This window comes from Pseudomonas sp. Irchel s3h9 (assembly GCF_900187475.1).
Taxonomy (GTDB): domain Bacteria; phylum Pseudomonadota; class Gammaproteobacteria; order Pseudomonadales; family Pseudomonadaceae; genus Aquipseudomonas; species Aquipseudomonas neuropathica.
Genome location: NZ_FYDH01000002.1, coordinates 3,847 through 18,649, shown reverse-complemented (window position 1 = coordinate 18,649; position 14,803 = coordinate 3,847). Strand labels below are relative to the sequence as shown.

Annotated in this window: 17 protein-coding genes and 1 pseudogene; 10 read left to right on the top strand and 8 right to left on the bottom strand. The window is 60.8% G+C overall.

Going from position 1 to position 14,803, the window contains the following annotated elements; all coding sequences use genetic code 11:
- Window positions 1–1,074, top strand: coding sequence for an NAD(P)-dependent alcohol dehydrogenase (locus tag CKW26_RS02965; protein ID WP_095047436.1), 1,074 nt, complete (start codon window positions 1–3; stop codon window positions 1,072–1,074).
- A gap of 49 nt (window positions 1,075–1,123) precedes the next feature.
- Here CKW26_RS02965 and CKW26_RS02960 read toward each other — a convergent pair whose 3' ends face one another.
- The 8 genes from CKW26_RS02960 to CKW26_RS02925 all read right to left on the bottom strand — a co-directional run bounded on the left by CKW26_RS02960 (window position 1,124) and on the right by CKW26_RS02925 (window position 8,187).
- Complete coding sequence (locus CKW26_RS02960) at window positions 1,124–1,687, bottom strand: GNAT family N-acetyltransferase (RefSeq protein ID WP_095047435.1); 564 nt, start codon at window positions 1,685–1,687, stop codon at window positions 1,124–1,126.
- Between the two features lie 157 nt (window positions 1,688–1,844).
- Window positions 1,845–3,260: an ATP-binding protein gene (locus tag CKW26_RS02955; RefSeq protein ID WP_095047434.1), complete on the bottom strand. Its 1,416-nt coding sequence runs from the start codon at window positions 3,258–3,260 to the stop codon at window positions 1,845–1,847.
- On the bottom strand, window positions 3,257–3,919 hold the full coding sequence (locus CKW26_RS02950; protein ID WP_007910671.1) for a response regulator: 663 nt from the start codon (window positions 3,917–3,919) through the stop codon (window positions 3,257–3,259). Before CKW26_RS02950 ends, CKW26_RS02955 begins: the two co-directional genes overlap by 4 nt.
- An 11-nt stretch (window positions 3,920–3,930) precedes the next feature.
- A complete protein-coding gene (locus tag CKW26_RS02945) occupies window positions 3,931–4,575 on the bottom strand; it encodes a tetratricopeptide repeat protein (RefSeq protein ID WP_095047433.1) in 645 nt (214 codons plus the stop codon).
- Window positions 4,572–5,381, bottom strand: coding sequence for an SDR family oxidoreductase (locus tag CKW26_RS02940; protein WP_095047432.1), 810 nt, complete (start codon window positions 5,379–5,381; stop codon window positions 4,572–4,574). The genes CKW26_RS02945 and CKW26_RS02940 overlap by 4 nt, the downstream gene beginning before the upstream one ends.
- Window positions 5,368–6,042, bottom strand: coding sequence for a TenA family transcriptional regulator (locus CKW26_RS02935; protein ID WP_095047431.1), 675 nt, complete (start codon window positions 6,040–6,042; stop codon window positions 5,368–5,370). The genes CKW26_RS02940 and CKW26_RS02935 overlap by 14 nt, the downstream gene beginning before the upstream one ends.
- On the bottom strand, window positions 6,039–7,520 hold the full coding sequence (locus CKW26_RS02930) for an AMP-binding protein (RefSeq protein WP_095047430.1): 1,482 nt from the start codon (window positions 7,518–7,520) through the stop codon (window positions 6,039–6,041). Before CKW26_RS02930 ends, CKW26_RS02935 begins: the two co-directional genes overlap by 4 nt.
- Window positions 7,510–8,187, bottom strand: a complete 678-nt coding sequence (locus CKW26_RS02925; RefSeq protein WP_095047429.1) for a thermostable hemolysin — start codon at window positions 8,185–8,187, stop codon at window positions 7,510–7,512. The genes CKW26_RS02930 and CKW26_RS02925 overlap by 11 nt, the downstream gene beginning before the upstream one ends.
- Window positions 8,188–8,396: 209 nt before the next feature.
- Between CKW26_RS02925 and CKW26_RS02920 the strand changes: the two genes are divergently transcribed.
- From CKW26_RS02920 to CKW26_RS30020, 9 genes and pseudogenes are all read left to right on the top strand, one after another.
- Window positions 8,397–8,945, top strand: coding sequence for a cytochrome b (locus tag CKW26_RS02920; protein WP_095047428.1), 549 nt, complete (start codon window positions 8,397–8,399; stop codon window positions 8,943–8,945).
- A 63-nt stretch (window positions 8,946–9,008) separates the two neighbouring features.
- Window positions 9,009–10,055: a tetratricopeptide repeat protein gene (locus CKW26_RS02910; RefSeq protein WP_256579861.1), complete on the top strand. Its 1,047-nt coding sequence runs from the start codon at window positions 9,009–9,011 to the stop codon at window positions 10,053–10,055.
- Between the two features lie 63 nt (window positions 10,056–10,118).
- The gene (locus CKW26_RS02905) at window positions 10,119–10,997 is read left to right on the top strand and encodes a tetratricopeptide repeat protein (protein ID WP_177409222.1); all 879 of its coding nucleotides are present in this window, start codon (window positions 10,119–10,121) and stop codon (window positions 10,995–10,997) included.
- A 118-nt stretch (window positions 10,998–11,115) separates the two neighbouring features.
- Complete coding sequence (locus CKW26_RS02900) at window positions 11,116–11,328, top strand: DUF4287 domain-containing protein (protein ID WP_095047426.1); 213 nt, start codon at window positions 11,116–11,118, stop codon at window positions 11,326–11,328.
- A gap of 13 nt (window positions 11,329–11,341) precedes the next feature.
- A complete protein-coding gene (locus CKW26_RS02895) occupies window positions 11,342–11,845 on the top strand; it encodes a GNAT family N-acetyltransferase (protein ID WP_095047425.1) in 504 nt (167 codons plus the stop codon).
- Entirely contained in the window at window positions 11,826–12,644 is an 819-nt protein-coding gene (gene dapF, locus CKW26_RS02890; protein ID WP_095047424.1) for a diaminopimelate epimerase, read from the top strand. Before CKW26_RS02895 ends, dapF begins: the two co-directional genes overlap by 20 nt.
- A 498-nt stretch (window positions 12,645–13,142) precedes the next feature.
- On the top strand, window positions 13,143–13,505 hold the full coding sequence (locus CKW26_RS02885) for a DUF6124 family protein (protein ID WP_016982978.1): 363 nt from the start codon (window positions 13,143–13,145) through the stop codon (window positions 13,503–13,505).
- A 162-nt stretch (window positions 13,506–13,667) separates the two neighbouring features.
- Window positions 13,668–14,192: an excinuclease ABC subunit C gene (locus tag CKW26_RS02880; protein ID WP_095047423.1), complete on the top strand. Its 525-nt coding sequence runs from the start codon at window positions 13,668–13,670 to the stop codon at window positions 14,190–14,192.
- Between the two features lie 392 nt (window positions 14,193–14,584).
- A pseudogene (locus CKW26_RS30020) lies at window positions 14,585–14,803 on the top strand (hypothetical protein); the annotation flags it as partial.

The window sequence follows — 14,803 nt, the reverse complement described above, 5'->3', positions numbered from 1 at the left end:
ATGGCCATGATGAAAGCGGCGATATTCGTCGAAAAGAATCGCATCGTGCTGGATGACAAACCGATCCCCGAGGTTGGCCCGCTGGACGCACTGGTGCGTATCACCACCACGACGATCTGCGGCACCGACGTGCATATCCTGCGTGGCGAGTATCCGGTGGCCAAAGGTTTGACCGTCGGTCACGAACCGGTGGGCGTGATCGAGAAACTCGGCTCACAGGTGCGCGGATTTTTCGAAGGCCAACGGGTGATTGCCGGCGCCATCACCCCCAGCGGCCAAAGCTACGCCTGCCTGTGTGGCTGCGGCTCCCAGGACGGGCCGGACACTCGCCACGGCTTTCGCGCCACCGGCGGCTGGAAATTCGGCAACATCATCGATGGCTGCCAGGCGGAGTACGTCTTGGTGCCCGATGCCTTGGCCAACCTGTGTCCGATCCCCGACGGGCTGAGTGACGAACAAGTGCTGATGTGCCCGGACATCATGTCCACCGGATTCTCCGGCGCCGAACGTGGTGAAGTCAGTATCGGCGACAGCGTTGCGGTGTTCGCGCTGGGGCCGATCGGCCTGTGTGCGGTGGCCGGGGCGCGGCTCAAGGGCGCGAGCGTGATCATTGGCGTCGACGCGGTGGCCGAGCGCATGAGCGTCGCGCGGCAGTTGGGTGCGACCCATGTGGTCAACTTCAAGGATGGCGACGTGGTCGAGCAAATCATGGCGTTGACCGACGGGCGCGGCGTGGATGTGTCCATCGAAGCCTTGGGCACCCAAGGCACGTTCGAGTCTGCCTTGCGGGTGTTACGCCCGGGCGGACGCTTGTCGAGCCTTGGGGTTTACGCGTCGGACCTGCGCATTCCCTACGATGCCTTCGCGGCGGGGCTGGGCGATTACAGCATCGTCAGCTCCCTGTGCCCCGGCGGCAAGGAGCGCATGCGCCGGTTGATGGCGGTGGTGCAAAGCGGTGGTGTCGATCTGTCGCCGCTGGTGACCCACCACTTCAAACTGGACGATATCGAAGCCGCCTATGAACTGTTCGCGCATCAGCGCGATGGGGTGATGAAGGTGGCGATCACGCCTTGATTGGCAATGCGCCCCGTACTGTTTACTGGTGCAGGGCGCAGGAATGGCGCTACAGACTCAGGCGATGAATGACCTGATGGGGATCATCAGGATCGCTGTGGGTTTCAAAGCCCAGTGATCGGGCGAGGTCGCGCATGGCCGTGTTGCTGGCCGAATCCACCGAATACAGATGTTTGAAACCGTTGAGCCGGGCGGCTTTGATCAGGTGCTCCATCAGCAACGTGGCCAGGCCCAGGTGCATCCATTCATCGGCGACCGTCACAGCGCATTCGCAGTCCTGTTCGCCCGTGGCGGCGTAGCGGCTGATGCCGATCTCGATCAATTCGCCATTTTCGTGAACCAGTGCGATGAAGGCCGCGCGTTGTTTGTAATCGACGTCCATCAACTGATCGAGCAACGCGGTGCCCGGCTCACTCATCTGCGCGAGAAAACGCAGGTGTCGGGACTCGGGCGACAAGCGCTTGATAAACGCGTACTCGCGTTCGCGATCCTTGGCGGCCAGTGCGCGGATCAAGACGTGGCGGCCATCCTTGAGCGACTCGATCCAGTATTCACCTTGGTGCGCGGCATAGGCCGGCGCCGCACGGTCATTGTGGTCTTTGACAGTGAGCATGAGATGAGCCTCCATCGGGGCTGAACGAGCAACGCGCAGGAGAGTGCGCTGAGTCTGTTCTACACCGATGTCAGCCCCGGAAGCTGATCTGGATCAGATTCCGACGCGCGGCCACTGTTTTTTAGCGGGCGATGGTGCTTCTGTTTCCGCAACAGGCTCAGCCCTGAGGTGGTTCGCGGGTGCTGCGTTGCGATGCGGGGCGCGGTTGCCCGTCGGGAATCGACAAAGTCGCGCGCAGGCCGCCCTCAGCGCGGTTGACCAAAGTGATCCGTCCGCCCAACTGCGTGGCAATGGTGTTGACGATGGTCAGTCCCAGCCCCGCGCCGTGGGCATTGCCGCGACTGTAGAAGCGTTCGAACAAGCGCGCCCGGTCGGCTTCATCGATGCCCGGCCCCTGATCTTCAACGCTCAAGTGATAGAAACCCTCAGCCTGGCTGAGCAGCACGGTGATCACGCCGTGTTCCGGGGAGAAGTTCGCAGCATTGGTGATCAGGTTGTTCAGGGCAATGTCGATCGTGCCGGGGCTGGCCATGATGTTGAACGGCTGGGCGCTGTCTTCAAAGGCCAGTTCCAGGTGTTTGCTCAGCAACCATGGCGTCAATTGCACCAGGCTGTTGCGCACGGTTTCGCTGAGGTCGATGGGTTGCAGCGGCGGCGGATTGGGTTTCGGCTCCAGACGCGCCATGGTCAGCAACTGGTTGACCAGGCGACTGGTGCGGTCGACCCCGGCGATCAGAAACGCCAGCGATTCGCGGCGTTCCTGTTCGGTGCCGGCCTCCTGCAGGTTCTGCGCATGCACCCGCAGCACCGCCAGCGGCGTACGCATTTCGTGGGCGGCGTCGGCGATAAAGCGCCGCTCGCGGCCGAGCACTTCCTGGATCTGCGCGAGCATACGGTTGAGCGCCGCCTGCATCGGTTCCAGCTCACTGGGCAGCGGCGCCAATTGCAACGGTTCCAGCGAACCGCTGTGGCGGGCGCGCAAGGTTTCGGCCATGTTCGCCAAAGGTTTGAGGCCCCAGCCAATCGCCAGCCAGACCATCGCTGCCAGCAGCAGGCTGCCGACCACGTTCGGCCACAGCGTGTGACGGACGATGCGGTCGACCAGATCGGCGCGCACATCGTCGCGCTCACCGACCCAGATGCGCAGGCCGTTCTGTTTGTCTTCAAGGAGAAAGGCGCGCCAGTGCCGATTGTTCAGATCCACCACATCGCTGAAACCGGGCTGAGTCGGCGGCGCCTTGAAGGACGGTGCGCTGGCGGTGTGCACCAACACATCACCGGCAGGATTCCACGCCTGAAAGGCGATTTTGCGTTCGTAAGGATGACCCTCGCCGCGCGGCACCGCTTCGCCCAGCGCCGAGTTAAACGCCTGGTAAAGCTCTGCGTGCTGTTTGCTGGCCAGGGGCATGCGCATCACCCCTTGCAACAAGCGCGCGTTCTGCGCCAATTGTGCGTCGTAGACTTCGGCGATTTCGTGGTTGCTGTCGTGCAGGTTGAAGGTGCTGAGCACCGCGAGGCCGGCCAGCAACAGGCCGATGATCAAGGTCAGCGTGCGGCGGCGGATCGAGGTCATCGACGCTCCTCCACCAGATAACCCACGCCGCGAATGGTGCGGATCAGGTCGGTGGAAAACTTCTTGCGCAGGTGATGGATGTGCACTTCGAGGGTGTTGCTTTCGGCTTCTTCATTCCAGCCGTAAAGCAGCTGCATCAACTGATCGCGGGTCATCACCCGGCCCGGCGGCGACAGCAGCTCGTGCAGCAACTGATATTCCTTGGGCGTCAGGGCCACAGGCTGGCCCTGATAGCTGACTTGCTGGGTGCCGGGGTTAAGGCTGATGCCGGCATGCTCGATCAACGCCTGGGCGCGCCCGGCACTGCGCCGCAACAGGGCGCGCAAGCGTGCCTTGAGCTCGTCCAGGTCGAACGGTTTGATCAGGTAGTCGTCGGCCCCGGCGTCGAGCCCGGCGATGCGATCTTCGGTAGCGTCGCGCGCGGTAAGAATCAGCACCGGCAGATTCGAACCGCTGTCGCGCAGGCGGCGCAGCACTTGCAGGCCGTCCATGCGCGGCAGACCGAGATCCAACACGGCGACATCGAAGGTTTCACTGAGCAGCGCATGCAACGCGCTGCTGCCGTCCTTGAGCCAGTCGACGGTGTAACCCTCGCGGCCCAGCGCCTGATGAATGCCTTCACCCAGCGCCACGTCATCCTCAACCAGTAATAAACGCACGCGGACTCCTGTCAGTCGAGTTTCTTGTTCACGTCCACCAGCAGGGCGGCGATCTCTTTGCCACGCCCGGCATCGGCACTTTCCCGGCCCGGACGCGGCGCCGCTTGTTGGGCTTTGAGCAGGGCTGCTTTGGCTTCAGCGTAGCGCTTCTGACGGTAGAGGTGATCGCCCCAGAAGTACAGGCTGTCGATGCCGTTGGGGTTGAGTTGCAAGGCTTGCTTGAGCAGTTGCTCGGCCTTGTCGCTGTCGCCGAAACCGATGGGCCAGCCGGGCACGCGGTCATACAGCGCGGCGAGGCTGGTGTAGGCCGAGCCTTGCAGGGCTTTGGGATCGAGGGTCAGGGATTTTTCCAGATCGGCTTTAGCGTCCTTGGCTTTGCCCAGTGCGCCGAGTCCGCCCTCGGCACCGGCCCAACTGCTGGTGACGATGCCTTTCCAGATCCACGCTTCGGCCACCGCCGGGCGCTGCGTGGTGAACGTGTTGGCCTCGTTGGCCAATTGTTCGAACGCGACGGCGCGCTGTTTTTCCGCCACTTCATATTGAATGTGCGCCCAGCTCTGCTGGATGCCCTCGAGACGTTGCTGGTCGGCCGGTTCCAGCGCCCAGACACTTTGACTCAAGGCGGCGAGCAACAGGCATGCGGATAGTTTTTTCATGGCTTTGGCGACTCGTGGTCAGGTTTTTCACTGAGACGGCGGATCAGCGGCAACTGCTTGCGCAGGCCTCGATCCACCAGATGCGGGAGCAGATTGTTCAGGCGGACGAAGAAGCGTTCCGGCCAGCCCAGGTAGAGGTCGCGACGATCACCGGCAATCGCATGGATCACCGCCGAGGCCACGGTTTGCGGATCGTCGACGTTGGCCTTGAGTGCGTCGTTCAACGCTTGTGCGGCGGCGCTGTTCATCGAGGTGCGCGTGGCGCGGGGCGCGACGTACAGCACGCTGACGCGGGTGTCGGCGAGCTCGCGGCGCAGCGCCTCGGAAAACCCGCGCAAAGCGAATTTGGTCGCGCAATAACTGGCGTAACCCGGGTAGCCGATCGAGCCATAGGTCGAACCGACGTTGACCACCATCGCGCTGTCGGCCTGCTTGAGCAGCGGCAACAGCATTTTGGTCAGGCACATCGGCGCACTGATGTTCACCGCCAGCATCGCGTTGATATCGCTGTCATCGAGCTGTTCGAGCATGGCGAAGTGATTGACCCCGGCGGCGTTGATCAGCAGGTTGATGCCGCCGATGGCTTCGGCGGCGACCAGCACTTTGCGCCGATCGCTGAGGAAGGTCAGGTCAGCCGCGACCCAGCACAACGAGTCGGGGTAGCGCTTGAGCAACGGCAGCAATGCCTCCTGATGCCGCGCCACCGCGAGCACATGGGCACCGGCTGCGCACAAGGTTTCGGCGATGGCCAGGCCGATGCCGCCACTGGCACCGGTCAGCACCACCCGCGCATCACGCAGCTGCATGTTGAGCCTCCGCGTCACGCGGCAAGCCACGGAACATGTCGGTGTACAGGCGATAGACGACTTTCGAGGCATGGATCACGGCGGCTTGATCGGCAGGATCTTCCAGCTGATTCATCAGGCGCCGATAGGTCTGCATGTGCTCGATATCGAGCGAACCGTGGGAGCTCAGGTAACTGAACGCCGTTTCCGGCAACGCCAGGCGCTCGCGAATGCTGCCCGCCGCGTGGGTGGCCAGGGCGATGCTGGTGCCTTCGAGCACGTTGACCATGCCGAACAGACCGACCGGATTGCCCCGGGCGATCAGGTCGTAAAGAAAGCTGACCATCAGTTCGATCGACAACGACGGCTGACCGTCGCGCACCGCATCACGATCACCGCCACATGCAGCGATGTCGTTGAGCACCCAGTGCTCGTGGCCGTATTCGTCTTCGATGTACTCGGCCACCGCTTTGCGCAGCCATTCCAGACGCGTCGGCAGGCGCGCACCGCAAGCCATCATCAGCGGCACGGTGTGGCGCACGTGGTAATACGCTTGCGCGAGAAACGCCCGATAGCTGTCGAGGCTGACCTTGCCTTGCAGGGCATCGACGATGATCGGCAGGTTGAACAGTTCGTGGCGTTCCTGTTGCGTGGCTTCTTGCAGGGTGTCAAAAAAACTCATGATGCGGACTCCTCGGAAACAGCGGATTCGGTCAATTGCGCGTGGTACTGCGCGACGATGGCGTCGCGGCGCGGGCGGCCATTGGCGGTGAGCAAGCCATTGGCGGCGGTGAAGGGTTGCGGCAGGCGCGTCCACTGATGCACCTGGGCGTAATCGGGCAAAGCCTCGTTGGCTTCGGCGACGGCAGCGGCCAGTTCGGCATCGGTGCAGTCCGGACGATGTGGCCAGAGCAGTGCGTGGTTATGCGGCAAGGCCTCGCCGTAAACGAACGCCTGAGCGATGTGGCGGCGCTGGGTCAGCTCGGACTCGACCCATTCCGGGTTGACGTTGCGCCCGAAACTGGTGACGAACTGGTGCTTCTTGCGGCCCTTGAGATAGAGAAAACCTTCCGGGTCGAACTCGCCCAGATCGCCGCTCGGCCACCACTCATCGGCGTACGGCGCGTCGCCCAGATAACCGAGCAATGTGGACCCCTTGATCAGCACCTCGCCGTCCTCGGCCAGGCGCACTTCAACATGTGGCAGCGGTCGGCCGACGCTGCCGGGGCGGCGTGCGCCGGGGCGATTGAGGCACACCACCGAGGCGCATTCGGACAGGCCGTAGCCTTCGTAAACTGGCAGCCCGACCCGTTGCGCACGGTGCAGCAGATCCTCCGAGACCCGCGCACCGCCGACAGCGGCAAAGCGCAGGTTTCGCGGGTCGAAGGCTTTCTGTTCGGCGGCGCTGACCAGCAACAACAGCAACTGCGGCACCAGGATCAGACTCTCCGGCGCACGGCTGGCCAGATAACCGAGCAAGCGCGGAATCTCGACGCCGCTGGCGCCTTGAATGCCGAGGGTTTTCTGGCTCGGCACACTGAGCGTTGCGCCGGCATACAGCGCGGCATAGCAGCCGAGGTTCTCTAGCAGAATCGCCAACGGCAACAGCGCCAGATGATGCTGCGGGCCGGTTGCTTCGCTGGCCTGATCCAGCTCCCGCGCCACCCGCAGCAGGCTGTCGGCGCTCAGGCACACACCTTTCGGCGTGCCGGTGGTGCCGGACGTGAAAGTGAGTTTCGCGGTGCCGGCCGGCATGCGACTGGGGCCACTGAACGAGCGGCGCCAGAACTCGCCACGTTGTTCATAACCAGCCGCGAGCACTTCGGCGCCCAGTTCTGGCTCGGCGATCACCCGTTCGGCTTGGCTTTGTTGCAGACAATGAGCACGTTGCGCCGCACTGAAAAACGGCGGCAGCGTCACACAGGTCAGGCCTTCAAACAGCACGGCCAGATCCCACAGCATCGCGTCGACGCCGTTGTCCAACGCCAGCGCAATCACCTGCGCTTGCTCATCGCGCAGGCGCTCCTGGCGATACAACACCTCGGCGTACAGCGTGGCGTAATCGAGTTTCAGCGTGTCGCCCCACAGGGCCGTCGCGTTGTCATTGCGCCGGGCATGGTCGCGCAGGGTTTCCTGGAAGCGTTGCAGTTCAAGCGACATGACAGGCTCCTTCAATCGAGCCGGGCAAACCCAGGCGAGTAAACAGGCCGATATCGCGCAAATGGACGAACCCGGCGCGGATGTTGCCGACGTGCACCCAAGGTTTACTTTCGTAATAACTGCCCCAGTGTTGACGCTCGTCACCCAACCGTTCCGGATCAGCGGCGCACAATGTCACTGGCTTCAAACCCAGGCGATGGAAGCTGTTGACCAGGCCGATGTTGCCGGTGAACGTCACCCATTCCAGGCCGCCCATGGCCAGCAGGTAGGTGATGGCGATGATGCTCAGGCGCGCGCTGCCGGTGTCGCTGGCGGCGAGGTTGCCGACTTCGACGATGGCGCTGCGCTCGACCGCACGATCTGCCGCCGCGCTGATCAACGGCTCGATCGGCTCATCCAGATAGCGCTCAAGGAACAGTGATTCCAGATGCGCGCGACGCACCCCGGCCACGGCGCACAACTCGCCATCGCCGTTGTGCATGCCGAACAGCTCGGGCATGAAATGGCGGATGTCGGCGCCGTGGGCTTTGCGAAAGCGCTGCTGGATAAAGCTTTCAAACGTCGCTCGCAGAGTGTCGTCGGGCAGCGCGCCAGTCAGTGTCATCTGCGGCGTTTCGGCTTGACCGAAGCGCAGGGGCAGGGGGATGTTCCAGTCAAATTCGGGCATGGGCAGAACGCCTCCCTCAATAGGTTTGAGGCGAGTATCGGAGGCATTTCTTAACGAAGTCTGAAGGTGAAAAAAGGTTAACGTGAGGGTCTGTCTTCAGACTCTCTTAAGACTGGGCGGGCAGGGTAACGCCGTCGGTTCGCCCAACAACCGGAGCGAGGCAGTCGAACGAATCGGCCGTCACTCACGACAATCAAGAGGCGCAGCTTATGTCCCACGACATCGCCGTAACCCGTTACGGAAAACTCTCAATCACCCTGCACTGGCTAATGCTGGCGCTGTTCGTCGGCGTCTACGCATGCGTCGAAATCAAGGGCTACATGCCCAAGGGCAGCGAAGCACGCGGCTTGCTGATGGGCTTCCACGGCCTGTTCGGCGCGAGCATCTTCGCCCTCGTGTGGATCCGCCTGCTCGGCCGCCTCAGCCCACGCCCACCGATCACCCCCAAACCACCGGCGTGGCAGACCGGCATCGCGCACCTGATGCACCTGGCGCTTTATGGGCTGATGATCGCCACCCCAATCCTCGCCTGGCTGATGCTCGCCGCCGCCGACAAACCGTTCCCGTACTTCGGCTTCCACGTCCCGGCACCCGTGGCCATCGACCCGGACTTCGGCAAACAACTGAAGTACTGGCATGAACTGATTGGCAGCACCGGTTACTGGCTGATCGGGCTGCACGCAGCGGCGGGGTTGTTTCACCATTATTGGGTGCGGGATAACACCCTCGTGCGGATGCTTCCGGGCCGCACCGAATAACCCTGATCCACTACAACCCCTGTGGGAGCGAGCCTGCTCGCGAAAGCGGTGTGTCAGCCTCTGATGATGTCGGCTGACACGGCCCCTTCGCGAGCAGGCTCGCTCCCACAGTTTTTTGTGGTGTTCTCGAGTAACCGACACTTCAGGTTTTGCGCCTGCCTGCCGATGAAATCTGCACGATTTCAACGGATGCCGTTCATGAACAAGGTTGTTGCTGTACTGGCGCTTACTGCCCTCGTTGCAGGCTGCAAAAGCAGCAGTTCTTCTACCCAGACCGCAGATCTCTCCAATCTGCGCTGCTTCGCTTACTGGGACGATAAATCCATTAGCTCGCTGGAAGTCAGCTACATCCGCGATCTGAGTAAGAGCGGTAACCTGCCGTGCACGATCATGCTGGGCGACCTGTACGAGAAGGGGCGCGGTGTGCCCCAGGACATTTCCAAAGCCAAAGCCCTCTATCAATCCGTAGCCGATCAAGACCCCGGTGCCTACGGCCAACTTGGGCGCATGGCCGAGGAAGGCATCGGCGGGCCGGTCAATGACATCGATGCACGGCAGTATTACCAGCGTGCTGTGAGCAAGCCCGAACAGCGGCGCAGTGAAGCCAAACTGGCCAAATACATGGAGGAAGGGCGAGGTGGCCCGCAGGATCTGCAAGGCGCGTTGACGCATTACTTCAACGCCACGCAATACCTCGGCGATGCCTCTTGGCAAGGCATTGAACGCCTGCGCGGCAAAGGCTTGGTTCTGACGATCGAGCAGCAACAGCGCTACAACAAAATTTTTGTCAGTAGTGTGCAGAGCGGCCTCAAAAAACGCGTTGATGTCATAGAGAAATCTCTGGAGAACAACGTCAATTCGACGTCTGCGAGCAAACCGGTGCAAGTGCAGTTGGAGTACACCCCTGGCGCATTGGCACCGGTGGTTTCGATACGGCAAAGCTCGGGCGATATCGCCCTTGATCAGAGAGTCATGCAAGCCTTTAGCGACTATCGCTTTCCCGGCGACCCGATCCTGCCACCGGGCCAGAAGAGCTATCAGGCGATTCCGGTCGTCAGGACAGACGGCAAGAGCCCGCTGCAGAGGTTCAACGAGAGCAGAAAAAAATAAGCCTTCACACTGCCAAAATCATTTACAGGCGTGCCATTCAAGGACGAATTCCGGATGAATCACATGAATAAGGCGGTTGCTTTTCTGGCCCTCGCGACCCTCGTTGCAGGCTGCAAGAGCACTCCACCCAATCCACAGGAAGAAAGCCTCACCGGCACCCGCTGCATGGTGTTCTCGAGCGTGAAAGACCTTTCCACCGAACACCTCGACTATGTTCGCGAAGCCAGCAGCCACGGCAACCTCAAGTGCAAGATTGCGCTTGGCGTGTTGTATGAGTTTGGTCGTGGCGGCTTATCACCAGATGTGCGCAAGGCCCGGTCCCTGTATGAGTCTGTCGCTGTCGTGGATGGCGCCGGGTATGAGCAATTGGCGCGCATGGCCGATGAGGGCAGCGGTCAGGCGCCCGATGCTGTCGAAGCGCGACGGCTTTATCAATTGGCGCTCAAGCATCGTCAGAGCACCTACAGCGAGTTCGCGCTGGCACAACTGATGGAAGCAGGTCGAGGTGGCCCACAGGATCTGTCCGGGGCGCTGACGCATTACCTTAATGCCACTCAGCGCATCGATGACGAGGCATGGGCCGGCGTGCAGCGGGTCCGCGCCCAGATGTTGACGCTGACCACCGAGCAGACACAGCGCTACAACGAAAAATGGTACGACGGCGTCGGCAACAGCCTCGCAGCAGCGATACACGATACCGAGTTGCTGTTGAACAGGCAGATCAAACCCGGCACCGCGAGCAAGCCCGTCACGCTGGAGGCGAAAGGCAAACCCGGTTCGCTGGTCCCGCAAATCACCTTGGTCGAAAGCTCCGGCAACAACGACGTGGACCAAGCGGTGGTCAAGGCCCTCAGCGAATACCGTTACCCGGCGCAGCCGATTTTGAAGGCTGGGCAGGAGTCCTGGTCATCAGAGTTTCCGGTCAAGGTCGGAGTGAAGTGAACTGGCCGGGCCGGGCCGGGCCGGGCCACTTGCCGGAACAGTCTCTCGCGTCCACTCTATGACCTGCCGACAAGGAGCGTCCGCCGACCCTCCGTCGTGACCACAGGGAGCTTGCAGCATGAGCGAAGACAACAAGGTAAAAGGCCCGGCGTCGTACTTCCCCTCCATCGAGAAAAAATACGGCCAGCCGATTGATCACTGGCTGAGCCTGCTCGCCGGCATCAGCGACAAGAAACACATGGAACTGGTGGCGTGGCTCAAGGAGGAACACGGCATGGGCCACGGTCATGCCAACGCCTTGGTTGCGCATCATCTGGCGGGTAAACAGTGAGGGCAGGGCAGCGATGAATTTCTCCCACCGGCCTGTGACGGCCGACGACGTCAACACCCTCTGCAGCTTTCCCCAGGGCGAACAAGAGCTGTTCTTCATGTTCCCGAAAGCCAACTTCCCGCTAACGGAAGAGCAGATGCACAGCGCAATCAGCCAACGCTTCGACTCCACGGCTTTTCTGGCCAACGGCGAGTTCGTCGGCTTCGCCAATTTCTACCGCGCTGAGCACGATGGCATCTGCTGCATCGGCAACGTCATCGTCGCGCCCTACGCTCGAGGCCAGGGTGTGGCGCGGTACATCGTCGAGACCATGACCGCAGTGGGTTTCGAAAAATACCAGGCTAAGGAAGTGCAGCTCTCCTGCTTCAACGAAAACACCGCAGGCTTGCTGCTCTACCCGAAACTTGGCTTCGTGCCGTACTCCATCGAAGAGCGCCCTGCGCCGGGTGGTAAACGTTCAGCGCTGATCAACATGACGCGCAGCAGAGACGCAGCGAATGCCACTCACCTTCCATAAGATGCACGCCAACGGCGATGACTTCGTCGTGATCGACTCACGCAACATCAGCAACCCCGTCACCAGCCAACTCGCCCGGCGCCTGGGCGATCGTCATCGCGGCATCGGTTTCAACCAACTCGCCGTGGTCCTCGATTGCGCAGACGCCGATGCGCGCGTGGAATTCTGGAACGCCGACGGCTCAGCGCTTGACGTGTGCGGCAGCGCCACCCGTGGCGTGGCGGACAGGTTGATGCGCGAAGCCAGCCGGACATCGATCACCCTGCGCACAAACCGTGGCTTGCTCACCTGCGAACGCACGCCCAGCGGATTGATCGCGGTCGACATGGGCGAACCGTTGTTCGACTGGCAATACATCCCTCTGGCGCAAGAACACGACACGCTATTTCTACCGCTCGCCGGCGCTCCAACCGCGTGCAACATGGGCAATCCGCACTGCACCTATTTCGTCGACGACCTTAGCACCGTCGATATCGCCGCCCTCGGCCCAAGCCTCGAAACCCATCCGTTGTTTCCGCAAAAAACCAACGTCCACTTCGTGCAAATCATCGACCGCCAACACATCCGCCTGCGCATCTGGGAGCGCAACGGCGCCATCCCGCTCGGCTCCGGCTCATGCTCATGTGGCGCAGCGGTCAACGGCATCCGCCGAGGCCTGCTCGACCACACCGTCAACGTCGAATGCGACGGGGGCCCCGTCACCGTTCACTGGAACGGCACCGGCCCCGTCACCCTGAGCGGCCCGGTAGAGTCGAGCTTCACCGGCACAATCCCCGACAGCCAACTCGACCTCAAGTGAACAAAATCCCCCTGTAGGAGTGAGCCTGCTCGCGATGACGCCAGCCCAACCACCACCAATCCCAACCCAACCACATAACCCTGTGGGAGCTAGCCTGCTAGCGAAGACGCCAGCCCAGTCCCCCCATCAACCACCGACCGAAATAAACAGTAAAAACCACCACTGTTTAAACGAAGCCTCAAGTAACCACCAAAACCCTACAACGCCTTGCGCCGTTACCTACGACTAAGCCAGAATCCGCCGGCTTGTGCGTCTAGGTCGCGGGTTCTATCGTCTGTCGGTCGCTGAAAAACAGTGATCGGGTTTGGTAGCCCGCCATAACTAGTCGCATCGCGAACCGTTTGCAGACCTCATCAGGTCTCTGCTCAATGGTGGCCATGCGCAGGACACCTTCGGGTGTGCCGGGTCCTAGTTACCGGTCTACCAACCCGCGTATGGCCGCCACCTTCGTTTGGTAGCGAATGTGAAGGCTCCTTTTTATTAACTAGGAGTTTCACCATGATCAAACCAACACCGAACCCACCCGAAACCGACCCAACATCCCCCTACGAATCCCCCGATTCCAAACGCTTCCACGAAGCCGCCGAACGCGCCCTCGACCACTACCTCAAACCCGCCAGCCAAATCATGGCCAGCACCCAACAACCCGAACGCATGTACCTCGCCAACCCGAAGTACAACAGCGAATCCCTGCTCGCCAACGCCAGCGAAACCCTCGGCTCCGCCAGCGAAATGCTCCTCAACTTCGCCGCCATGCTCGACACCCCGCACCGCAAAACCGCACTGGGCATCGCCCAAGTCGTGATGCTCGGCGAAATCGCCGTCAACCAGGCACTGGATAACGTCGAAATCGCCAGCTAGATGTGAACGATCTCTGTAGCGATTCCTCTGTTCTTCGCTACAGGGATCTATTACCCCACATTGTTCTGGCGTCGCTTTAAATAGACATGTGCTACATCGCTTGTAATGGCCTGACTTGACGCGATAGCGTTGGCGCCCATCTCTCGATCGAGCGGTTCTCCAATGGCGTTACACGAATGCATACACACATTTGAAGAGTTAGCCAAAACTGTTCTGCCCGGCCATATGAGCAGAATGAAAAGCTCTCTTGAAACTCCGCGAGAGATGAAGGACTTTTCAGTGCCCGGTGTTGGCGTTAAATCGTTGCTGAAACAGTTCAAACTGGCGCAAGATTTTTCGGGCTGCTACGTGTTGATCGACAACGGCGTGCCTATCTATGTCGGTATTTCAAGAAGCGTGATCAGTCGGCTTCGTCAGCACGTCTTCGGTAAAACACACTTCGACGCTAGCCTGGCTTTTCGAATTGCGATGGCAAAACATCCAGATCAAACGATTTCCAAGCTGACGCGCGCGAAGGCAATGGATGATCCTCTATTCGGTACATCATTCGCAGAGGCTCAGTCCTATCTCAAGTCACTCCAGGTGGCAGCGATAGATATTGAGAATCCGCTTGTGCTTTACGTTTTCGAACCCTACTGCGCGCTGGATCTTGATACTCACCAGTGGAATTCGTTTGAGACCCATTGATTCGGAATTCTCTGCATCTCAACTGACCTGTTAAACAGATGATCTACATGTTTGTTTAATAGGTGTCTCTCGTTGCTGGCTACGCCCTACAACTCCTTGCGCCATCGCCTACGACTAAGCCAGAATCCGCCGGCTTGTGCGTCTGGCACTCCCTCCGTACCTTGATTCCCGTCACTGCTCATCAGTGATCGGGTCTGCAAGCCCGCCGGAAAAACCAGTCGCACAGCCAGCCAAAAGGACACTCGTTCGTGTCCGCTCAATGGCAGCTTTGTGCGGGAGACCTTCGGGTCTGCCGGGTGCCTGGTTTCCCGGTCTTGCAGACCCGCGCATAGCTGCCACCCATCATCTGCAAGTGATGCTGGTAGCTCCTAATGAAAACCAGGAGTTTCACCATGATCAAACCAACACCCAACCCACCCGAAACCGACCCCACATCCCCCTACGAATCCCCCGATTCCAAGCGATTCCACGAAGCCGCCGAACGCGCCCTCGACCACTACCTCAAACCCGCCAGCCAAATCATGGCCAGCACCCAACAACCCGAACGCATGTACCTCGCCAACCCGAAGTACAACAGCGAATCCCTGCTCGCCAACGCCAGCGAAACCCTG